Raw genomic sequence first — 20844 nt, 5'->3', positions numbered from 1 at the left:
ACCTCAGTTTTAAACGTCAAATGGCCTTCAATATAATTTCAGATATGAACCTGACTTCATAATAAGACCATACTTTATGAATTACCAGTCTGCTAATAAGTCATTTCATATAAACATAAATCAACATAACAACAAAGCTCGCTTATTCAGTATCTGTAAGACCTTCACTGATCTTCATCGCAGCCCGATGCGCCATCAGTATAAATTCGCGGGCCGCGGCGCTTTGCCAGGCGCCCTTTCGCTGTAGCAGACATGCGGTTCTCGCGAGTAACGGTGGGGTGAGTTCAATGGCAGTGAGATCGTCACGCGCCAGAATAATGGACGCCGGAAGCAGGGTTGCCAGCGATGTGCGTTCTACCACGGCCAGGAGAGCGCTAATCGAGTTAGCCTCCATCTGAACTTTCGGTGGAATATTACGCTGCCGGCAGTAACGTTCGATTTGCTGGCGAGTCGCGAAAGCGCGACTGAGCAGAATCAGAGATTCCTGACTGAGCGCAGCCAGCTTGACGCGATCGGCCGTCGCCAGAGGGTGACGCCGGCCTACCACCAGCGCCAGGGTTTCCGAAAGCAGCGGCTGATAAACAATATCTCGCGCATCGTTGCCTTCAAAAGCAATGCCGATATCGAGCTCATCATTGAGCAACATGGCCTCCATTCGCTCCTGGGTCATCTCTTGCAAATCCAGCGTAATATTTGGGTAACGTTGATAGAACGAAGCCACCAGCGGCCCCACAAAGTAAGTCGTAAAGGTAGGCATCATCGCAATACGTAGCGAACCGCGCTGCAGGTCCTCCACATCATGAAGCGCACGCTGCCCCTCAGCGAGCTCCTGCCGCGCCCTGTGCGCGTACGTCAACCACACCTTCCCGGCATCCGTCAGACAAGTATGACGCCCGCTGCGATCAAAAAGCCGTACGCCCAGAGACTCCTCCAGCTGGCGAATCTGTTGCGATAAAGCCGGCTGCGAAATATGCAGTATCGCTGCGGCCCGCGTAAAACTACCTTGTTCAGCAACGGCAATGAAGTAATTGAGATGTCGCAGCAACATGAATTCACTCATAAGCAATTCAAATGAACTCAATCATAAATAAGTATTTTAACTTATCAAACAACAGGCGTACTCTCCCTGCGCCTTTTGACTGATAGCCCCAGGAGATCGCAATGAATTCCCCCCATCCTTACTTCAGCGCTCAACACGCCACGGTCACCCGGCAATGAATCAGACGCAACGTAACGGCGCCATGCTGCTGGTGTTGGTGCTTATCGGAATGAATATGCGTCCGCTGCTGACATCGCCAGGCCCGCTCCTTCCCCAGATACAGCAGGCAAGTGGTATGAGCTTCACGCTTGCCTCCCTGCTCACTGCGCTCCCGGTGATCGCGATGGGTCTGCTGGCGCTTGCCGGCGGCTGGATTAACAGCCGATTCAGCGAACGTCAAAGTATCGCCTTCAGTCTGTTAATCATCGCCGCCGGAGCTTTACTTCGCGAACTGGCGCCGCAGAGCGCGCTATTACTCAGCAGCGCGCTTCTTGGCGGGATCGGCATTGGTATTATCCAGGCGCTCATTCCTGCGGTAATAAAACGCCGGTTTCATCGTCGGACGCCTCAGGTGATGGGACTCTGGTCAGCGGCGCTGATGGGCGGTGGCGGTCTGGGAGCCGCATTTACGCCGTGGCTGGCGCAGCACAGCGCTATCTGGTATCACGCGCTTGCGTGGTGGGCGCTACCCGCAGCGGCAGCGCTCCTTTGCTGGTGGCCGCTAAGCAGAACGTTACCTGTCCAGACGCCATCGACAATACAGCTCTCTGTTTTTCGCCATCGTCGAGCGTGGATACTTAGCCTCTATTTTGGTTTGATAAACGGCGGTTACGCCAGTTTGATCGCCTGGCTGCCCCCCTACTATATGCAGTCAGGCTATAGCGCGCAGTTTAGCGGTACCCTGTTGGCGTTAATGACCGTCGGCCAGACTGGCGGAGCGCTACTTCTGCCTGTTCTGGCCAGGCATGAAGATCGGCGAAAGCTTCTGATGCTGGCGCTGGCGCTGCAGCTCATCGGCTTCTGCGGCTTTATCTGGCTACCGCAGCAGCTACCGCTTGCCTGGGCTATCTGCTGCGGTATTGGACTTGGCGGCGCGTTTCCGCTCTGCCTGGTACTGGCGCTCGATCACGCGAAGCACCCCGCTATCGCGGGTCGCCTGGTGGCCTTTATGCAAGGAGTGGGCTTTATTATTGCAGGTATTTCCCCCTGGCTTTCAGGGCTGCTGCGGAGCTTAAACGGCAATTTCCTTCCGGGCTGGATGTTTCACGCCGCCTGCGTCCTGGCGTTAATGCTCCTCACATTGCGTTTTGCCCCGGCACGCTATCCGCAAGAGTGGCAACATCAGAACTCTGCCACTCGCTAAACCCGTCGAATCCTCTTACGGGATGGTTACCCCATCCCGTATTCAGACAGAAAAAAGCCCAAAATCAAGTAACTATATCCCTACAAAAACCATTGTTAACGACCGTCGCCAGAATGAAATTTAATACCGAATGAAATTAATGTGTCGCCGAATCACGACACTCGTAAGTAACTAAAAATTAATAAAAAAATGGCTCTTGTTTCCCTCATTTTTTAGGCGTACATTAGCGCCATCTGGAGCCGTTTACGCTCAGAATTTACAGCTACCGCCGGCTAAAAAAGTGTCGTTTTAGTTAGCGATAGCTGAGCAGGCAATGAAGAGCAAATTCATGTAAGGCGTCTCGCCGAGAGCGCGGAGTGATGAGTCGTGAAATATTTCTTAATGGGCATTTCTTTTATGGTCATCGTTTGGGCCGGTACTTTCGCCCTGATGATCTAGCTTTAACGGTGTTAAAAAAAGGAGCCTCTCGGCTCCTTTTTTTATTCGTTGCTTTCGCTGGTTAACTTAGCCGCTGCCGGAAGCAGCCCGTCGGCGCGGAACATTGATTTAATACCGCGTACGGCCTGGCGGATACGATCGCGGTTTTCGATTAAAGCGAAGCGTACGTGAGTATCACCGTAATCACCAAAACCGATGCCGGGTGAAACGCAGACTTTAGCATCCTGCAGCAGCTTTTTAGCAAACTCCAGGGACCCCATGGCCGCGTACTGCTCAGGGATCTTAGCCCATACGTACATCGAGGCCTTCGGGCACTCCACCATCCAGCCCGCCTCATGTAACCCTTTCACCAGCACGTCCCGGCGGCGTTTGTACTGTTCGGCGATGTCGCGAACGCACTGCTGATCGCCTTCAAGCGCAGCAATAGCCGCAACCTGCAGAGGAGTGAAAGTGCCGTAATCGTGGTAGCTTTTAATGCGCGCCAGCGCATTAACCAACGTTTTGTTACCCACCATAAAGCCAATACGCCAGCCTGCCATATTGTAGCTTTTTGAGAGCGTAAAGAATTCGACGGCCACATCGCGCGCGCCGGGAACCTGCATAATAGAAGGCGCTTTCCAACCGTCATACACAATATCGGCGTAGGCCAAATCGTGCACGACCAGTACGTCATAACGCTTCGCCAGCGCGACGACTTTCTCGAAGAACTCCAGTTCAACGCACTGCGCTGTCGGATTGGATGGAAAACCGAGGATCATCATTTTCGGCTTCGGATAGCTCTCACGAATAGCGCGCTCAAGCTCGTTAAAAAAATCCACGCCTTCAACGAGGGGAACTGAACGAACCTGAGCTCCGGCAATCACCGCACCGTAAATATGAATTGGATAGCTGGGATTCGGCACCAGCACGGTGTCGCCATGGTCAAGCGTCGCCAGCATCAGATGCGCCAGCCCCTCCTTTGAACCGATGGTCACAATCGCTTCTGATTCCGGATCGATCTCTACGTCATAGCGATCCTGATACCAGCGAGAAATCGCCCGGCGCAGTCGCGGGATGCCGCGAGAGGTGGAATAACCGTGCGTATCGGGGCGCTGGGCAACGGTACATAGCTTTTCAACGATATGCGGCGGCGTCGCGCCATCGGGGTTACCCATGCTGAAGTCAATAATATCTTCGCCGCGGCGTCGCGCAGCCATTTTGAGTTCGGCAGTAATATTAAAAACGTACGGGGGGAGACGATCGATACGCGTAAAACGGCGTTCAGGACTGAATTCAGCCATAGATTCCTCGGATTAACGTTAGCGCCCGGACCGTCCGAGCGACGCGGCTGCAACCGCAGCACGTTTAGAAAATAACCCGAATATTTTCTTCCTGTCGAGAGGTGGATTAAAAAAAATTTTTCACGCTAAAAACGTGCATCATTTCAGCTAAATACGGCAGAAAGAAGCGACGTTGATATCACACTCCTCATTAAATTTAACATATTGATATCTTTAATTTTACGCAAAAATCATCGCCTGCGCAGACGCTATTGAAACTCAGCGCACCGTCATTAATCCCCTTTTATTTGTGTTACTTTTCCTCATTCCTCTCTTCGGCTGGTCTTCTGCGACGAGGTTTTCTATCATATTGCTTTCTCGCGATTAACACGGCGCACACATGCACGAAATTTTTACTATGCTGCTGGCGGTTTTTGACCGCGCGGCATTAATGCTGATTTGTCTCTTTTTCCTCATTCGCCTGCGCCTGTTTCGTGAACTTCTGCATAAATCCGCGCACACGCCAAAAGAGCTGCTGGCCGTTACCGCCATTTTCTCCCTCTTTGCCCTTTTCAGTACCTGGTCCGGCGTACCGGTCGAAGGTTCACTGGTCAACGTGCGTATTATCGCAGTCATGTCCGGCGGGATCCTCTTCGGCCCCTGGGTAGGCGCGATAGTGGGCGCCATTGCCGGCGTACATCGCTATCTAATCGATATTGATGGCGTCACCGCCATCCCCTGCTTTATCACCAGCATTGTCGCCGGTCTACTCTCCGGGTTAATCAGTCGTAAAGTCCCTAAAGCGCAGCGCTGGAAAGCGGGGATCCTCGCCGGGATGCTGTGCGAAACCTTAACCATGATACTCGTGGTGGCGTGGGCTCCATCGTTCTCGCTGGGGATAGATATCGTGTCAAAAATCGGTATTCCGATGATCCTTGGCAGCGTATGCATCGGTTTTATCGTTTTGCTGGTGCAGAGCGTTGAAGGGGAAAAGGAGGCCAGCGCCGCGCGTCAGGCGAAACTGGCGCTCGACATCGCTAACAAAACGCTCCCCTTGTTTCGCCACGTCAATAGCGAGTCCCTGCGTCAGGTATGCGATATTATCCGCCGCGATATTAATGCCGATGCCGTCGCCATTACCAATACTCAACATGTGATGGCCTACGTCGGCGTCGGGGAAATCAACTACCGGGATAACGACGACTTTATCAGCCCGACAACGCAACAGGCGATTCGCTATGGAAAAATCATCATTAAAAACAATGACGAAGCTCATCGGACGCCGGAAATACACTCTATGCTGGTCATTCCGCTATGGGAAAAAGGCATCGTCACCGGTACGTTAAAAATCTATTATTGCCACGCTCACCGCATAACCTCATCGCTACAGGAAATGGCGATTGGCCTGTCGCAAATCATCTCTACTCAGCTAGAGGTCTCCCGCGCAGAGCAGCTTCGTGAAATGGCTAATAAAGCCGAACTGCGCGCGCTGCAAAGCAAAATTAACCCCCACTTTTTATTCAATGCCCTGAACGCGATTTCGTCGTCGATTCGCATGAATCCGGACACCGCGCGCCAGTTGATTTTTAATCTGTCGCGCTATCTCCGCTACAACATTGAATTAAAAGATGATGAACAGATAGACATCAAAAGGGAGCTGTATCAAATCAAGGATTACATCGCCATTGAACAGGCTCGCTTCGGCGACAAGCTGACGGTGATTTATGATATTGATGATGAAGTCAGCTTTATGATCCCCAGCCTGCTTATTCAGCCGCTGGTGGAGAATGCGATTGTCCACGGAATTCAGCCCTGCAAAGGTAAAGGGGTGGTGACCATCGGCATTAATGAGTGCGGAAATCGGGTACGAATTAGCGTTCGCGATACGGGGAACGGTATTGACCCTGCGGTAGTGGCGAGAGTCGAGGCTGACGAAATACCGGGAAATAAAATTGGCCTGCTCAATGTTCATCATCGGGTCAAGCTGTTGTACGGCGAAGGCCTGCATATCCGACGCCTGACGCCAGGGACCGAAATCGCCTTCTATGTGCCTCACCAGCACGCGCCCCAGGCGGCCAGGGAGTCGCTGCTGTCATGAGCGGAGATAAAATGAAAGTCATCATTGTTGAAGATGAGTTCCTTGCGCAGCAAGAGCTCACCTGGTTGATTAACACCCATAGCGAGATGGAGATTGTCGGCACCTTTGACGACGGGCTGGACGTACTGAAGTTTTTACAACACAACAAAGTCGACGCCATTTTTCTCGACATCAATATTCCTTCGCTGGATGGCGTACTACTGGCGCAAAATATCAGCCAGTTCGCGCATAAGCCCTTTATCGTATTTATTACCGCGTGGAAAGAGCATGCGGTGGAAGCCTTTGAGCTGGAAGCCTTTGATTACATCCTGAAGCCCTATCAGGAATCGCGCATCATTAATATGTTGCAAAAGCTGACCAGCGCCTGGCAGCAACAGCAGCAGCCGAGCGCCGGTGCGATGCCTAATCCGGCCAGGGAAAATGACATCATTAATCTGATTAAAGATGAGCGGATTATCGTCACCAGCATTCACGATATTTACTATGCGGAAGCGCATGAAAAGATGACTTTTGTTTATACCCGAAGAGAGTCATTTGTGATGCCGATGAATATTACGGAGTTCTGCAACAAGCTACCGACGGCGCACTTTTTCCGCTGTCACCGCTCGTACTGCGTCAACCTGAACAAAATTCGCGAAATCGAACCCTGGTTTAACAACACCTATATTCTGCGGCTTCGCGATCTGGAGTTCCAGGTTCCGGTCAGCCGCAGCAAGGTCAAAGAGTTTCGCCAGCTCATGCATCTGTAGGAAAGTTACCCGGATAAGCGATTTATCCGGGTTAACGTCAGGATTAAAGAACCTGTCCCAGAGTCTGACGCAGGTGGGCCCCGGATCCCAGTAGCCCCGGATTGTCGTGGACGATCAGATAGACCGGGATATCCTGCACGAAGGCTTTAAACCGACCTTTATCTTCAAAACCGCCGCGAAAACCTGAAGCTTTAAAGAAATCGAGGAAGCGCGGCACAATGCCGCCAGCGATATACACGCCGCCAAAAGTACCGAGCGTCAGCGCCAGGTTACCGCCAAAGCGGCCCATAATGACGCAAAATAGCGATAGCGCGCGACGGCAATCGATGCAGGTATCGGCCAGCGCACGTTCAGTCACATCCTTAGGCTGCAGATTTTCGGGCAGACGTCCGTCAGATTTAACGATCGCATGATAAAGGTTCACCAGTCCGGGCCCTGAAAGTACGCGCTCGGCGGAGACGTGACCCAGCTCGGTACGCAGCTCTTCCAGAATAATGCCTTCCTCTTCGCTGTTAGGCGCAAAATCCACGTGCCCGCCCTCTCCCGGCAGGCTCACCCAGCGTTTATCGACATGAACCAGATGAGCAACGCCCAACCCGGTACCTGCGCCATAGACGGCTATCGGCTTGCCTTCAATCGGCTTCGCGCCGCCAAACTGAATCAGATGTTCGGCTTTCAACATCGGGATCGCCATCGACACCGCCGTGAAATCATTAATGATTTCCAGATGCGAGAACCCCAGATTTTTTTTCATCTCGGCGATAGAAAATGCCCAGGTGTGGTTGGTCATCGCCACCCAATCGCCGGTAATGGGACAGGCGATGGCTATACAGCCGTCCTCAACCTTGACGTTATGCTCTTCCAGATAGACCTGAACAACAGCTTCAAGACTGGGATAATCGAGCCCGGAATAGGTCTTTGCACGGGAGATCTCCCCGCTTGCCAGATCGCACAACGCCAGACGAGCATTCGTTCCGCCTACGTCCCCTACTAAAGCAAATTTTGTCATTCCGTTACGGCTCCGCTAAAGTCAAAATAATTCTTTTGGCACACTCTAAATTCATGAAGCGCTAACAACAACGACCAACGCATAAGCGCCCCTGGTTTAGCGATCTGCGTCACAATTGAACTGAAATTCATGAAAAATTGAGCATCCTGGCGCTTACAATTTTCAGGTTGCATCATTACTTTATCGTTTCAGCACCATTTGCGTCGACGCTCTTTACGAGTCCATGCAAATTAGTGCCAAGGATACTCAGAAGGATATTTTCATGCTGCACCCGCGCGCCAGAACCATGCTCCTATTATCGATACCCGCAGTCATCATTGGTATTGCTTGCAGTCTGGTTTTAATCGTGGCGATGAAAATAGCCGCCGTTTTGCAAAATATCCTGTGGACCAGCCTGCCTGCGAGCGTAGGCATCAATGCCGATGGCCCTTTGTGGACGATGGCTATTCTCACCGGAACCGGCATCGCCGTTGGGCTGATCGTGCGCTTTAGTCCCGGGCACGCGGGACCGGACCCGGCAACAGAGTCGCTGATAGGCGCACCGGTCAGCACCAGCGCGCTGCCGGGTCTGCTTGCGGCGCTGATAGTGGGCCTGGCGGGCGGCGTTAGCCTGGGGCCGGAACATCCTATTATGGTCGTAAATATCGCCCTGGCGGCTGCGGCGGGCAGTCGCCTGTTTCCACGCATTACCCCTCTGGACTGGACGATTCTCGCCGCCTCCGGCACCATCGGCGCGCTATTTGGCACTCCGGTCGCGGCGGCGTTGATATTTTCGCAAACGCTGAACGGCAGCAACGATGTTCCCCTGTGGGACAAGCTATTCGCTCCGCTGCTTGCGGCGGCAGCGGGTTCCCTGACCACCAGCCTGTTTTTTCACCCCCATTTTTCGCTACCGCTGCCTTATCTGTCGGAGCTGCGCTTCGTCGACATTATTAGCGGCGCCATCGTGACGCTTATCGCGATTGCCGTTGGCATGGTCGCCGTCTGGTGCCTGCCGCGTCTACACACGCTGATGCATCGTCTGAAAAATCCTGTGCTTACGCTGGGCGTCGGCGGGTTTTTATTAGGGATTCTGGGCGTCATCGGCGGGCATATCACGCTATTTAAAGGCCTTGATGAGATGCAGCAGTTGCCGGTAAGCCTGACGCTTGGCGCCAATGATTACCTGCTTATTGCCGTGATCAAGCTTGCGGCGCTGATACTTGCCGCCGCCTGCGGTTTTCGCGGCGGGCGTATTTTTCCTGCCGTGTTCGTCGGCGTCGCGCTCGGTCTGATGCTGCATGCACACGTTCCCGCCGTGCCGGCAGCCATCACGGTTTCCTGCGCTATCCTCGGCCTGACGCTGGTAGTGACGCGTGATGGCTGGCTGAGCCTGTTTATGGCGGCAGTGGTCGTGTCGGATACCACGCTACTGCCGCTACTGTGCATCGTTATGCTTCCGGCCTGGTTGCTGCTGGCCGGAAAGCCGTTGATGATTGCCAGAAAGCATAGCGATTAAACGCGACTGTTCCTCTCTTCCAGCGCCTGAGTGACCGTGCGCAGAAAGTCGGGGATATCCATTTTGGGCAGCATCACCTCCACCAGCGTCAGTCTGTCTGAGGCGACGCTGCTGTTCATTGCTTCTCTCAGCTCATGCGTGCGAGTCACGCGCCAGCATCGGGACGGGACATCGGGAGCAAAAGCATCAGGCAGACGATTCCAGTCCCAGAGCGCAATATCGTTATACCGCTGCTCGGGGCCATGAATCGCGCGCTCCACCGTATAGCCTTCGTTATTGAGCAACAGAATCAGCGGACGTTGCTTATCCCTGAGCATCGATCCCAGTTCCTGAATAGTTAACTGCGCTGCGCCATCGCCGACAATCAGCACGACCCTTCTGTCCGCCGCTGCTATTTGCGCCCCGTAGGCTGCCGGAAGGGTGAAACCTATCGATCCCCATAGCGGCTGGACAATCAGCGTTGCGTCAGTGGGCAGCTTAAGCGCGGCGGCGCCAAAAGCCGCGGTTCCCTGATCGGCAAGAATAATGTCTCCCGGACGGAGCTGTTCCTGCACCGTACTCCAGAAGTTTTTCTGCGTCAGGCTTCCTTCAGGCGCGCCGCTCACCCCGGGCGCCTGAATATTCGGCGGCACCCATTCCCCCGCCAGACTTGCGGAGAGCTCGATGACTATTTCGAGCGCCTTATCCATCGGAACCCGGCTGAACCAGTGGTCGCCTACCCGAACGGCAAACGGCTGAATTTCAATCGTTTTTTCCTGCGGCAGATGCTGGGTAAAGCCCGCGGTAATGGTGTCGGTAAAACGGGTGCCGATACAAATAATGGTGTCAGCGTTTTCAATGGCCTCGCGGGTTTCCTCTGCGCTCGCAATCCCGCTGTAAGTGCCAACAAAACCGCTTTGTTGCTCATCAAAAAGCCCTTTGCCCATTAGCATCGTGGCGCAGGAGACGGGCACGCTGGCGACCCATTTTCGGAGAACATTTTGTAGCCCATAGCGCTGAGCAAGAAAATCAGCCAGCAGCGATACGCGACGACGACTTCTGAGCATCCGCTCCGCGTGCTCGCGGAATCCCGCCAGCTGGTTCTCATCGGCAGGCAGACTCGGAATAAGCAAAGGATGTGCAGGGGGTGTCGCTTTTGCCTTCGCCACATCGGCAGGCAGCATCAAATAACCGGGGCGATGATGGGTGAGCATCTCGCTGAGTACGCGGTCGATTTCATGGCAGGCATTTCCCGCCGCCAGTACCGCCTGAGAGCAGGTAATCTGCTCGCTCATGCGCGAGAAGTGGCTGAAATCACCGTCGCCCAGCGTATGGTGCAGCAGCTCGCCGCGCTGCTGCGCGCCGGTTGAGGGTGCGCCGACAATATGCAGAACCGGAACATGTTCGGCGTAGCTGCCGGCAATACCGTTAAGCGCGCTCAGTTCGCCGACGCCGTAGGTGGTCAACAGCGCGCCTGCGCCTTTGATACGCGCATAGCCATCAGCGGCGTAGGCCGCGTTTAGCTCGTTAGCGCAACCTACCCACCCTAAATTCTGCTGCGCAATAACGCTATCGAGAAACTGTAAATTGTAATCACCAGGTACGCCAAACAAGCGGTCTATGCCGCAATCTACGAGACGCTCCAGCAGATAATCGCCAATGGTATAAGTCGGTTGCATATCCTTACTCTCCTCTCGTGCAGGTAAGTTGAGTATTGAATAAGCAGTTGCGCTGTCCAGATTGCACTCAACAAAGACGGTGGAAAGCAAAATTTACGCGTTCCGGGAGTATACTCGCCGGCAAACATTCTTTAGTGTAAACGTATACACAACCCTGTTTAAGTGCGGAGGAAGTATGGTTTACCAGGCAAACACCACGCGATATCAAACGATGGAATACCGCCGTTGCGGTCATAGCGGGCTAAAGCTACCGGCAATTTCTCTTGGGCTTTGGCATAATTTCGGCGACGAAACGCGGGTGGAAACCAGCCGTCAGCTTCTGCGTCACGCATTCGATCTCGGCATCACCCATTTCGACCTGGCCAACAACTACGGGCCACCGCCGGGTTCCGCGGAGAGCAATTTTGGTCGCATCCTGAAAGAGGACTTTTTGCACTATCGCGATGAACTGATTATCTCCAGTAAAGCCGGTTACACCATGTGGGACGGCCCCTATGGCGACTGGGGCTCACGCAAATATCTGATTGCCAGCCTCGACCAAAGCCTTAAACGAATGGGCCTCGACTATGTCGATATTTTCTACCACCACCGTCCCGATCCTGAAACGCCGCTGCAGGAAACCATGCGCGCGCTGGACCATCTCGTCCGCCAGGGGAAGGCCCTGTACGTTGGATTATCGAATTATCCTCTCGAACAGGCCCGTGAAGCCGTCAATATTCTTAACGAGCTGGGCACACCGTGTCTGATTCATCAGCCTAAATATTCCATGTTCGAACGCTGGGTCGAGGGGGGGTTACTCGATTTCCTGCAGAGCGCAGGAGTGGGAAGTATAGCGTTTTCACCGCTTGCCGGCGGCCAGTTAACTAACCGTTATCTGCACGGCATTCCGGCGGATTCCCGCGCCGCCAGCGGCAGTCAATTCCTGCAACCGGATCAGCTTACCGAAAGCAAACTGGAAAAGATTCGTCAACTTGACGCACTGGCCGAAGCCCGCGGGCAGAAGCTCTCGCAGATGGCCCTGGCCTGGGTGCTGCGCGACGAGAAAGTGACTTCGGTATTGATTGGCGCCAGCAAAACCACGCAGCTCGACGATGCGATTGGCATGCTGGAAAACCGCCGTTTCACCGCCGAAGAACAGGCAACGATTGACGCAATCCTTGCGGTGTAAATTCATTTTTACTTTAGCAAAAAGTGCTCTCACTGGCGATTTAGGAGTTCCTCCGATGCGACGGGGCTTTACTGCCCCGTAATATCGGGTTAACAGGCCGACAACGGCCCCGATCGTGAAGGAGAAGAGTATGTTCAGGTCACTGATTTTGGCTGCAGTGCTTCTGGCTTCAGCGCCATTGGTCGCTAACGCTGGTGAAATCACCCTGTTGCCATCAATAAAATTACAAATTGGCGATCGCGACAATTATGGTAACTACTGGGACGGTGGCGGCTGGCGCGACCGTGATTACTGGCGTAAACACTATGAATGGCGCGATAACCGCTGGCGTCGTCACGATAACGGCTGGCATCGCGGCTGGGATAAAGGTAAAGCCTACGAACGCGGCTATCGCGAAGGCTGGAAAGATCGCGACGACCGACGCGGCGGCTGGGGACGAGGCCATGGCGGCCGCGGCCATGGTCACGGGCATCATTAATCGCAAAAGGGAGCCATCCGGCTCCCTTTTTAATTACCTGCTTAACCGACCAGCGTTCCAACAATCAGCCAGCCGTTGAGCACCACAACCACCGCGACAATCGCCCACCCCAGCACTTTCACCCACCGGGAATTAACCAGATCCCCCATCAGCCGCGCATTGCTGGTAAAGATGAGCAGCGGCACCAGCGCCAGGGCGATACCGAAGCTCAGCAAGACCTGGCTCATCACCAGAATACGCGTCGGATCAAGCCCCATCAAAATCACAATGAATGAAGGCAGCATGGTAATGGCCCGACGAAACCACAGCGGGATATGAAAGCGAATAAAACCCTGCATTACGACCTGCCCCGCCAGGGTGCCTACAACCGTGGAGGATAAACCGGCGGCGACCAGGCTCAGCCCAAAGATGGTGGCTGCCGCGTGGCTCAACAACGGCTCCAGCGTCAGATAGGCCTGATCGAGATCGGCAACGCCGGTGTGACCATTGAAATGGAAGGCCGCGGCGGCGGTCGCCATCATGGCCAGGTTAACAAAACCTGCGATGGTCATAGCGATGGCAACATCCCAGCGCGTGGCGTTATAGCGCTCTTTGCGCGTCCCCCCGTGCAGGTGCTGAGTGAGCGACGAGTGTAAATAGATAACATGCGGCATGATGGTCGCCCCCAATACCCCGGCGGCAAGGAATACCGCTTCGCTGGTTGGCAGAGACGGTACGAGCATGCCTTTCGCCAGCGGCGCCAGCGCCGGCTGGGAGAAGATAAGTTCAACGACATAAGCCGCCGCAACAAACAGCAGCAGTCCGCCGATGACTTTTTCCAGCGGTTTTTGTCCGCGGCGCTGTAGCATCAGGATCAGGAACGTCGCGATCCCCGTCAATACCGCGCCCTGCAGCAATGACACGCCGAGCACCAGCTTAAATCCAATGGCTGCGCCAATAAACTCTGCAAGGTCGGTCGCCATAGCGATAATTTCCGCCTGCACCCAGTAAAACCACACCACCGGACGCGGGTAGTGGTCGCGAATTTGCTCTGCCAGATTTTTACCGGTAGCGATACCCAGCTTCGCCGACATCACCTGAATCAGCATCGCCATCAGGTTTGCCCACACGACCACCCATAGCAGTTGGTAGCCAAAGCTGGCGCCGGCCTGGATGTTAGTGGCGAAATTACCCGGATCGATATAGCCAATGGCAGCAATGAACGCAGGCCCCATCAGGGCGAGCTTAATCTTGCGCGCTGCGCGACCGCTGCTATTCTCAACGCGACTGTTTGTCATTTTCTGCCTCTGGAAATATAGCCTTTGCTATGTTTTATGCTATCAAAATGCGAATGATTATCAAGTTCATTTGGAGCGATGATAATGATTGCTGTGATAGGGGGAACGATAGCAGGTCAGTAACTTAAAACCGGGGAACTGATAAATTCTCTTAATCAGTCATCAGAATAGTACAACAGCGCAACTTTTAAAACTTTTACGTAACATAACAAAAATGCATGGTTGATCACTATTTTTGCCATTAGTCACATATCCTTGCAATAGTGTGTGCTGGCTCTCGTTTTCTTTGCGCTTGTTACATAGAATGTGCACAGAAATTTAACCTGCCTCATATTTGGAGCAAATATGGACCGCGTCTTGCACTTTATTCTCGCGATCGTAGTGGTGGCTATTCTGGCCCTGTTGGTCAGCCACAACCGTAAGCAGATTCGTATTCGTTATGTCATTCAGCTGCTTGTCATTGAAGTGCTGCTGGCCTGGTTCTTCCTGAACTCTGACATTGGTCTGGGTTTTGTGAAGGGCTTCTCCGAGATGTTCGAAAAACTCCTCGGCTTTGCCAATGAAGGGACAAACTTTGTCTTCGGCAACATGAACGACAAAGGCCTGGCTTTCTTCTTCCTGAAAGTTCTGTGCCCTATCGTCTTCATTTCCGCGCTGATTGGTATTTTGCAGCATATTCGTATTCTGCCTATCGTCATTCGCGCGATCGGTACCGTACTGTCCAAAATCAACGGTATGGGCAAGCTGGAATCCTTTAACGCAGTCAGCTCGCTGATTCTGGGTCAGTCTGAAAACTTCATCGCGTATAAAGATATTCTTGGCAAAATGTCCCGCAACCGCATGTACACCATGGCTGCGACCGCGATGTCTACGGTATCCATGTCTATCGTAGGTGCGTACATGACCATGCTGCAGCCGAAATACGTTGTTGCGGCGCTGGTACTCAACATGTTCAGTACCTTTATCGTTCTGTCGCTGATTAACCCGTATCGCGTTGACGAAAGCGAAGAAAATCTGCAGATGTCTAATCTGCATGAAGGCCAAAGCTTCTTCGAAATGCTGGGTGAATATATCCTGGCGGGCTTTAAGGTGGCGATTATCGTGGCCGCCATGCTGATTGGCTTTATTGCCCTGATCTCCGCGCTGAACGCCCTGTTCGCCACCGTTACCGGCTGGTTTGGCTATAGCATCTCCTTCCAGGGGATCCTCGGCTATATCTTCTATCCGGTGGCGTGGGTCATGGGCGTACCGGCAGGCGAAGCGCTGCAGGTAGGTAGTATTATGGCAACCAAGCTGGTTTCTAACGAATTCGTCGCCATGATGGATCTGCAGAAAGTGGCCGCCACGCTCTCACCGCGTGCGGAAGGTATCATCTCTATCTTCCTGGTCTCCTTCGCTAACTTCTCGTCTATCGGCATTATCGCTGGCGCAATTAAAGGCCTGAACGAAGAGCAAGGCAACGTGGTTTCTCGCTTCGGCCTGAAGCTGGTTTACGGTTCTACTCTGGTGAGCGTGCTCTCTGCGTCTATCGCCGCGCTGGTACTGTAATCCCTCTTCGCTAGAGAGAAAGCCGGGCAAGTCCCGGCTTTTTTACGTCCGCAGCTCGCTCAGCGGCTGCGGTTTACCCACCAGATACCCCTGGAGGTAATCGACCCCTAGCTGAAGAAGTTTTTCCCGCTGCTCCGGCGTTTCAACGTATTCCGCCACCACCTTCATCTTTTTAACCTTAGCCATTTCGATAATCGATTTGACCATAATGGCGTCCAGCGGATCGGTTTCGATATCCCGCACGAAGCAACCGTCAATTTTTAAAATATCGGCCTGCAGGCTTTTCAGCCGCTCATAGTTAGCGTAGCCGGTGCCAAAATCATCGATAGCGATAGCGCAGCCGAATTCTCGCAGCTGCTGTATGTTATACATACTGGTTTCCACATCGGAAAACGCCTGCTCTTCGGTGACTTCAATCGTAATCGCCTCCGCCGACAGGTTATAGCGTTTAAAAAGCGAGATAATTTGCGTCGCGCTATCCTTTTGCATCAGCGTATAGGGCAGCAGATTCACGGAGAAGTGCTGCCCTTGATGGTGCCTGAGCGAGCTGAACAGCGTTTCCAGTACCTGCATATCAAAGCGCTGGCTCAGATTAAACTGCGCGATCGGCGGAATAAACTTATCGGGCGTAATGATGTTATTACCGCAGCGCATACGGCAAAGAACTTCATAGTATCCCTTTCCTGCGGCATCGCGGATGGGCTGGGCATACAGTACCAGACCGCGCTCGTTAAGCGCCTGCTTAATCTGCGCCAGCAGCCGGACCTGTTCGCTTGTTTGATCGGAAATCTGTTCCTGAGCGGCGTCAAGCGCTAACACGCGACGAGCCGCGCCGGCCTGCTCCGATAGCCAGCTAAGCTGACCAAGCATCGGGTGAATATCCGATTCGGTACCGCTATAGCCTCCCCACGATGCGCCAAACTCGAGATCCAACGTCTGGTTGTTCCAGCTAAACTTTTTATGGTTAAGCGTGGAAACGATATGATTTAAACGCGCCTCAGGTTCAGGGCCGTTTAGCACCAGCAATAGCTCGCTGCCGGGAAGCTGAAAAATCCGCTCGCCCTGAGACAATAGCGGCTGTAGCTTACAGGCGATTTGCCGTTTGCTCTCAACCCTCATCATCATGCCGTAATGGCGGCTAAGGAAATCCAGATTCTGTATTCGCAGGCTGCTTATAGCAACCGCGGGGTTACGCTGCAGATGACTCTCCAGCGCACGCAAATTGGGCAAACCGGTTAGCGGATCTTCTTCCGCCTGGTCTCGCCATCTGAACTTCATTCTTTCACTGCGCGCGTAGATATCCGCCATATAAAACAGACAGATAGTGAAACAAATTAGCACCGAAAGCACAAATGACAGGGAATATTCACTTTGTACCCCATGCAAAAAATTCTGGTTATAGGCCACGAGTAAAAATGCTGAAACGGACCACGAAATGCGAATCAGCGTATGCGCCAGACGACTAATACCAATAAAGTACAAAATGAAAATAAGAGGAACTAAATAACCAGCAATAAAAACAGAATCATAAGGCGTACATAGCACCAGTAATATTGCCGCCAGCGCTACAAACCAGTACAGCGTAAATACTCGCTGCTCGCGCACTTGCCATGAATGACAAAGATTGCGCCAGAATACTCGCGCATATCGCGGACTGATAATCATCCGCAACGGATAATAAAAGAAGGTCGTAAAAATTAACGCAGCGCTAATCAGGCTCTGTATATCGATAACGGTGTAGATAACCGACATATTGCCGAAATAGCTGGAAATCGCCAGCGGAAACGAAAAGAAGCGCCCCGCCAGATACATTGTGATCTTGAGCAGAATTGGCGCGAAGAAACCGCCCCAGAAAACCCTCACGCCCATATGTTTCGCCGTCAGCCCGGCGCGCCAGCGCCTTCCAAGCTGATAACGGACAATAGCGCAGGAGAGGAATACCGAGAAGAGCTGGCAAAAAAGCAGGATAACCGCCTGAGTGAAGGTCAGATCGATTATCCAGGCATTGGTAATCGCAAACGCGACTACCAATGGAGCAACGGCATAGCGGCCAAAAATAAAAAGCACAGCATACATTAAGCTCAACGGCAGCCATGCCAGATAAATTTGATTTCCGTCAATAATAGTTTGAGGAGAAATAAATCTGGACAGCGGAATGGCTATAAAGCAGACCAGAAGGGCCAGCAGAGTTTTTTTGATCTTAATGTTAAAATGATCAATCATTATTGTTAATTAAAACTCCTGCGGCAACAAATATATTTAGGCAGCAAATATTATGTTGCTTAATAAAGGCAGGCAAGATTTTAAATAGTGAAAAAATCTGAAATTACTTAACGCGGAGATTTACTGACTTATTCAGAAAGTACTTTACATTTCCCTGATAAAAACAAAAACCCCCGCCGCAGCGAGGGTTCGGAATTTGGTGGAGCTAAGCGGGATCGAACCGCTGACCTCTTGCATGCCATGCAAGCGCTCTCCCAGCTGAGCTATAGCCCCGTAACGTAAAGCGTGTCGTGTTGACGGGCGGCATAATATGAATTCCTTCGTCAGGTGTCAACGGCAAAATGAATCCCCGCAATTTGATCGCTGAAAAAGCAGGCAAACGGCTGACATTGCGAGCCTTATCGCAGCCAGAAGCTAAACATGTCACTCTTTCCTGTAAAAGGATGCTATAACATGTGCAACTAATTCCCACATATTTACTCAGGAAATAGTATGCTCAAGGAACGAATGACACCTGAAGAAATAGCGCATCTGACTGGCTTCAGTCGGCAAACCATAAACAAATGGGTACGTAAAGAGGGGTGGCAAACCTCCCCGCGCCCCGGCGTTCAGGGCGGTAAAGCGCGCCTCGTACATGTCAATGAGCAGGTTCGCGAATTCATACGCAGCGCGCAGCGCGTGGCCGAAAACCCGGTCCCCTACTCCGCAACGGATAACGAACTGGAATCTCTGCTTCTTACGCTGTGCAAAGAGATGACGCCGGGTGAGCAAAAGTTGCTGATGTCGCTGCTGTTGCGTGAAGGGATCACAGGATTACTCAACCGACTGGGTATCCGCGATCGGTGAAAGCATGATGAAACTTAAAGATAAAATGACGCCAGCGGAGCTCGCCGAGAGTCTTAACCTCGCCCGACAAACCATAAACCGCTGGGCCAGAGAACAAAAATGGCGGACGGAACCGATACCCGGAGTCAAAGGGGGGCGCGCTCGTCTTATCGTCATCGACAGGCCGGTTATCGATTTCCTCGCCAATATTCCGGCGCTACGGCATCTGGCGATAGATAATCAGCTGGCTGAACAGCCCGTCAAATACTTTGTGAATGATGCTGACGCCATATGGCGGCAGATTGTCGAAACCATGCACCTGATGACCCCGACTGAACAGTTACACCTGCGCGATCTTCTTGCGCGCGAGGGGATTAGCGGATTTCTCTCCCGGCTTGGTATTACTGATGCAAAGTAGCAGGCAAAAAAAACGGCGGGGTTAGCTATCCCCACCGTTTTGCAATGTCTGTTTCAAGTATCAGGATTGTTGGCTTTCGCGTTCAGCAATAAAGGCCAGCGCCTTATTGATACGTTCTACGCTACGGGATTTGCCAATTGCATGCACGGTCACATCAAGCGCCGGAGACTGGCCTGCGCCGGTTACGGCAACTCGCAGCGGCATCCCGACTTTGCCCATCCCGACTTCCAGTTCATCAGCCGTCGCCTGAATCGCGTAATGAACATTTTCCGCTGTCCAGTCACTGATAGCGGCTAATTTATCGCGTACCACTTCCAGCGGCTGACGAGCAACAGGACGCAGGTGCTTTTTCGCCGCATCGGCATCAAACTCGGCAAAATCTTCATAGAAATAACGGCAGCTCGCCGCCATCTCTTTCAGCGTTTTGCAGCGTTCGCCCAGCAGCTTAACCAGCTCAGCCAGCTGCGGGCCGTTACGGGTGTCGATATTTTCCTGCTCAATGTGCCACTGTAAATGCGTTGCCACATATTCCGGGGCCAGCGAGTTGATATAGTGATGGTTCAGCCACTGCAGTTTTTCGGTGTTGAACGCGCTCGCAGATTTGCTCACCGCTCCCAAGCTAAACAGCTTAATCATCTCTTCGCGAGAGAAAATTTCCTGGTCGCCGCTTGACCATCCCAGACGCACCAGATAGTTCAGCAGCGCTTCCGGCAGGTAGCCGTCGTCGCGATACTGCATAACGCTGACCGCGCCGTGACGCTTGGATAATTTTTTACCGTCATCGCCGTTAATCATCGAAACGTGGGCGTAAACCGGCACAGGCGCATTCAGCGCTTTCAGGATGTTAATCTGGCGCGGTGTATTGTTGATATGGTCTTCACCACGAATAACGTGGGTGATTTCCATATCCCAGTCGTCAACCACGACGCAGAAGTTATAGGTTGGAGAACCATCGGTACGGCGAATAATCAGATCGTCCAGCTCATGGTTGCTGAATTCGATCGGACCGCGGATCTGGTCGTCAAAAACAACGGACCCCTCTTCCGGGTTGGCAAAACGAACAACGCAAGGTTCATCATCAGCATGATGTTCGTGACCATGGCGGCAGCGACCGTCATAACGCGGCTTTTCGCCTTTTGCCATTTGTTCTTCACGCAGCGCTTCCAGACGCTCTTTAGAGCAATAGCATTTATAGGCCGTGCCCGCCTCCAGCATTTCATCAATGACGGCGTTATAGCGATCAAAACGCTTGGTCTGGAAGTACGGACCCTCATCCCATTCCAGGCTCAGCCAGTTCATACCATCCATGATGGCTTCAATGGCCTCCGGCGTGGAGCGCTCAAGATCGGTATCTTCAATACGCAGCACAAACTCACCGCCGTGGTTACGTGCAAAAAGCCAGGAATAGAGAGCAGTACGCGCGCCGCCAACGTGCAGATAGCCTGTCGGGCTGGGCGCGAAGCGAGTTTTGATTTTCATGAAGTGGCCTTACGTTTGATAAAGGTGCCGACATGCGGCAGTGTTCGTTGGATTTTATGGAGGAATATTCTAACACCGTGGGCTGATTCCTCAATGTTGTTACCGTTTCAACGTCAAGCTTTACCCTTTTTGTTTATAAATCATGCGCCATAGATGACATTGCGATCGTTTTGTTTAATTTTACGACGAACAAACAAATTATTTAGAAAAGGCGTTGACTCATTTTCAACTCTCCCTATAATGCGACTCCACACAGCGGGGGTGATTAGCTCAGCTGGGAGAGCACCTCCCTTACAAGGAGGGGGTCGGCGGTTCGA

At 52.7% G+C, this 20844-nt stretch carries 17 protein-coding genes and 1 tRNA gene; 10 read left to right on the top strand and 8 right to left on the bottom strand.

The annotated features are described in order from the left end of the window. Window positions 1-142 precede the first annotated feature (142 nt). Window positions 143-1048: a transcriptional regulator CynR gene (gene cynR / locus IAE27_RS16215; protein ID WP_115239339.1), complete on the bottom strand. Its 906-nt coding sequence runs from the start codon at window positions 1046-1048 to the stop codon at window positions 143-145. Window positions 1049-1214: 166 nt separating this feature from the next. On the opposite strand from cynR, the gene IAE27_RS16210 reads away from it, so the two are divergent. Then, on the top strand, window positions 1215-2402 hold the full coding sequence (locus tag IAE27_RS16210; RefSeq protein WP_265092165.1) for a cyanate transporter: 1188 nt from the start codon (window positions 1215-1217) through the stop codon (window positions 2400-2402). A gap of 366 nt (window positions 2403-2768) precedes the next feature. After that, window positions 2769-2840 (top strand): membrane protein YpdK, encoded by a 72-nt coding sequence (gene ypdK / locus IAE27_RS16205; RefSeq protein ID WP_077777854.1) that lies wholly within the window; start codon window positions 2769-2771, stop codon window positions 2838-2840. A 41-nt stretch (window positions 2841-2881) separates the two neighbouring features. Here the strand turns inward: ypdK and alaC are convergent, their stop codons facing one another. Then, window positions 2882-4120, bottom strand: a complete 1239-nt coding sequence (gene alaC, locus IAE27_RS16200) for an alanine transaminase (RefSeq protein ID WP_004104296.1) — start codon at window positions 4118-4120, stop codon at window positions 2882-2884. A gap of 397 nt (window positions 4121-4517) precedes the next feature. Here alaC and IAE27_RS16195 point away from each other — a divergent pair, with 397 nt between their 5' ends. Together IAE27_RS16195 and IAE27_RS16190 are read left to right on the top strand one after the other, a co-directional pair. Further along, window positions 4518-6197: a sensor histidine kinase gene (locus tag IAE27_RS16195; protein WP_162556175.1), complete on the top strand. Its 1680-nt coding sequence runs from the start codon at window positions 4518-4520 to the stop codon at window positions 6195-6197. An 11-nt stretch (window positions 6198-6208) separates the two neighbouring features. Further along, the gene (locus IAE27_RS16190) at window positions 6209-6946 is read left to right on the top strand and encodes a LytR/AlgR family response regulator transcription factor (RefSeq protein ID WP_200092671.1); all 738 of its coding nucleotides are present in this window, start codon (window positions 6209-6211) and stop codon (window positions 6944-6946) included. A 43-nt stretch (window positions 6947-6989) separates the two neighbouring features. On the opposite strand, the gene glk is transcribed toward IAE27_RS16190, so the two are convergent. Then, complete coding sequence (gene glk, locus IAE27_RS16185; protein WP_004104302.1) at window positions 6990-7955, bottom strand: glucokinase; 966 nt, start codon at window positions 7953-7955, stop codon at window positions 6990-6992. Between the two features lie 262 nt (window positions 7956-8217). On the opposite strand from glk, the gene IAE27_RS16180 reads away from it, so the two are divergent. Then, window positions 8218-9453 (top strand): ion channel protein, encoded by a 1236-nt coding sequence (locus IAE27_RS16180; protein WP_135800587.1) that lies wholly within the window; start codon window positions 8218-8220, stop codon window positions 9451-9453. Here IAE27_RS16180 and IAE27_RS16175 read toward each other — a convergent pair. Further along, on the bottom strand, window positions 9450-11111 hold the full coding sequence (locus IAE27_RS16175; RefSeq protein ID WP_154022301.1) for an alpha-keto acid decarboxylase family protein: 1662 nt from the start codon (window positions 11109-11111) through the stop codon (window positions 9450-9452). The genes IAE27_RS16180 and IAE27_RS16175 overlap by 4 nt on opposite strands. A 175-nt stretch (window positions 11112-11286) precedes the next feature. Here IAE27_RS16175 and mgrA point away from each other — a divergent pair, with 175 nt between their 5' ends. Both mgrA and IAE27_RS16165 read left to right on the top strand, forming a co-directional pair. After that, entirely contained in the window at window positions 11287-12279 is a 993-nt protein-coding gene (gene mgrA / locus IAE27_RS16170; protein ID WP_200092670.1) for an L-glyceraldehyde 3-phosphate reductase, read from the top strand. A 130-nt stretch (window positions 12280-12409) separates the two neighbouring features. Further along, a complete protein-coding gene (locus tag IAE27_RS16165) occupies window positions 12410-12757 on the top strand; it encodes a DUF2502 domain-containing protein (protein ID WP_004104306.1) in 348 nt (115 codons plus the stop codon). 41 nt (window positions 12758-12798) lie between these two features. Here the strand turns inward: IAE27_RS16165 and IAE27_RS16160 are convergent, their stop codons facing one another. Then, window positions 12799-14034 (bottom strand): Nramp family divalent metal transporter, encoded by a 1236-nt coding sequence (locus IAE27_RS16160; protein WP_004114311.1) that lies wholly within the window; start codon window positions 14032-14034, stop codon window positions 12799-12801. Window positions 14035-14379: 345 nt separating this feature from the next. Here IAE27_RS16160 and IAE27_RS16155 point away from each other — a divergent pair, with 345 nt between their 5' ends. Next, entirely contained in the window at window positions 14380-15582 is a 1203-nt protein-coding gene (locus tag IAE27_RS16155) for a NupC/NupG family nucleoside CNT transporter (protein ID WP_004104312.1), read from the top strand. A 42-nt stretch (window positions 15583-15624) separates the two neighbouring features. On the opposite strand, the gene IAE27_RS16150 is transcribed toward IAE27_RS16155, so the two are convergent. Further along, the gene (locus IAE27_RS16150) at window positions 15625-17805 is read right to left on the bottom strand and encodes an EAL domain-containing protein (protein ID WP_200092668.1); all 2181 of its coding nucleotides are present in this window, start codon (window positions 17803-17805) and stop codon (window positions 15625-15627) included. Window positions 17806-18002: 197 nt separating this feature from the next. After that, window positions 18003-18078, bottom strand: a tRNA-Ala gene (locus tag IAE27_RS16145). Window positions 18079-18297: 219 nt separating this feature from the next. Here IAE27_RS16145 and IAE27_RS16140 point away from each other — a divergent pair. After that, entirely contained in the window at window positions 18298-18651 is a 354-nt protein-coding gene (locus IAE27_RS16140) for a YfeC-like transcriptional regulator (RefSeq protein WP_004104315.1), read from the top strand. A 4-nt stretch (window positions 18652-18655) separates the two neighbouring features. Continuing rightward, the gene (locus IAE27_RS16135; protein ID WP_004104316.1) at window positions 18656-19048 is read left to right on the top strand and encodes a YfeC-like transcriptional regulator; all 393 of its coding nucleotides are present in this window, start codon (window positions 18656-18658) and stop codon (window positions 19046-19048) included. A 60-nt stretch (window positions 19049-19108) separates the two neighbouring features. Here IAE27_RS16135 and gltX read toward each other — a convergent pair whose 3' ends face one another. Then, window positions 19109-20527, bottom strand: a complete 1419-nt coding sequence (gene gltX / locus IAE27_RS16130; RefSeq protein ID WP_200092665.1) for a glutamate--tRNA ligase — start codon at window positions 20525-20527, stop codon at window positions 19109-19111. Window positions 20528-20844 lie beyond the last annotated feature (317 nt).

This window comes from Klebsiella sp. S69 (assembly GCF_016516145.1).
GTDB classification, from domain to species: Bacteria; Pseudomonadota; Gammaproteobacteria; order Enterobacterales; family Enterobacteriaceae; genus Klebsiella; species Klebsiella oxytoca.
The sequence above is the reverse complement of the archived record's forward strand: the minus strand, read 5'-3'. Positions and strand labels throughout refer to the sequence as shown.

Excerpts from the sequence above, each read along its gene's own strand:
- IAE27_RS16150 (WP_200092668.1), bottom strand. The coding sequence starts at position 17,805 with ATGATTGATCATTTTAACATTAAGATCAAAAAAACTCTGCTGGCCCTT.
- cynR (WP_115239339.1), bottom strand. The coding sequence starts at position 1,048 with ATGTTGCTGCGACATCTCAATTACTTCATTGCCGTTGCTGAACAAGGT.
- IAE27_RS16210 (WP_265092165.1), top strand. The coding sequence starts at position 1,215 with ATGAATCAGACGCAACGTAACGGCGCCATGCTGCTGGTGTTGGTGCTT.
- IAE27_RS16195 (WP_162556175.1), top strand. The coding sequence starts at position 4,518 with ATGCTGCTGGCGGTTTTTGACCGCGCGGCATTAATGCTGATTTGTCTC.
- IAE27_RS16140 (WP_004104315.1), top strand. The coding sequence starts at position 18,298 with ATGCTCAAGGAACGAATGACACCTGAAGAAATAGCGCATCTGACTGGC.
- IAE27_RS16155 (WP_004104312.1), top strand. The coding sequence starts at position 14,380 with ATGGACCGCGTCTTGCACTTTATTCTCGCGATCGTAGTGGTGGCTATT.
- IAE27_RS16160 (WP_004114311.1), bottom strand. The coding sequence starts at position 14,034 with ATGACAAACAGTCGCGTTGAGAATAGCAGCGGTCGCGCAGCGCGCAAG.
- IAE27_RS16180 (WP_135800587.1), top strand. The coding sequence starts at position 8,218 with ATGCTGCACCCGCGCGCCAGAACCATGCTCCTATTATCGATACCCGCA.
- IAE27_RS16190 (WP_200092671.1), top strand. The coding sequence starts at position 6,209 with ATGAAAGTCATCATTGTTGAAGATGAGTTCCTTGCGCAGCAAGAGCTC.
- IAE27_RS16165 (WP_004104306.1), top strand. The coding sequence starts at position 12,410 with ATGTTCAGGTCACTGATTTTGGCTGCAGTGCTTCTGGCTTCAGCGCCA.
- gltX (WP_200092665.1), bottom strand. The coding sequence starts at position 20,527 with ATGAAAATCAAAACTCGCTTCGCGCCCAGCCCGACAGGCTATCTGCAC.
- IAE27_RS16175 (WP_154022301.1), bottom strand. The coding sequence starts at position 11,111 with ATGCAACCGACTTATACCATTGGCGATTATCTGCTGGAGCGTCTCGTA.
- alaC (WP_004104296.1), bottom strand. The coding sequence starts at position 4,120 with ATGGCTGAATTCAGTCCTGAACGCCGTTTTACGCGTATCGATCGTCTC.
- glk (WP_004104302.1), bottom strand. The coding sequence starts at position 7,955 with ATGACAAAATTTGCTTTAGTAGGGGACGTAGGCGGAACGAATGCTCGT.
- mgrA (WP_200092670.1), top strand. The coding sequence starts at position 11,287 with ATGGTTTACCAGGCAAACACCACGCGATATCAAACGATGGAATACCGC.
- IAE27_RS16135 (WP_004104316.1), top strand. The coding sequence starts at position 18,656 with ATGATGAAACTTAAAGATAAAATGACGCCAGCGGAGCTCGCCGAGAGT.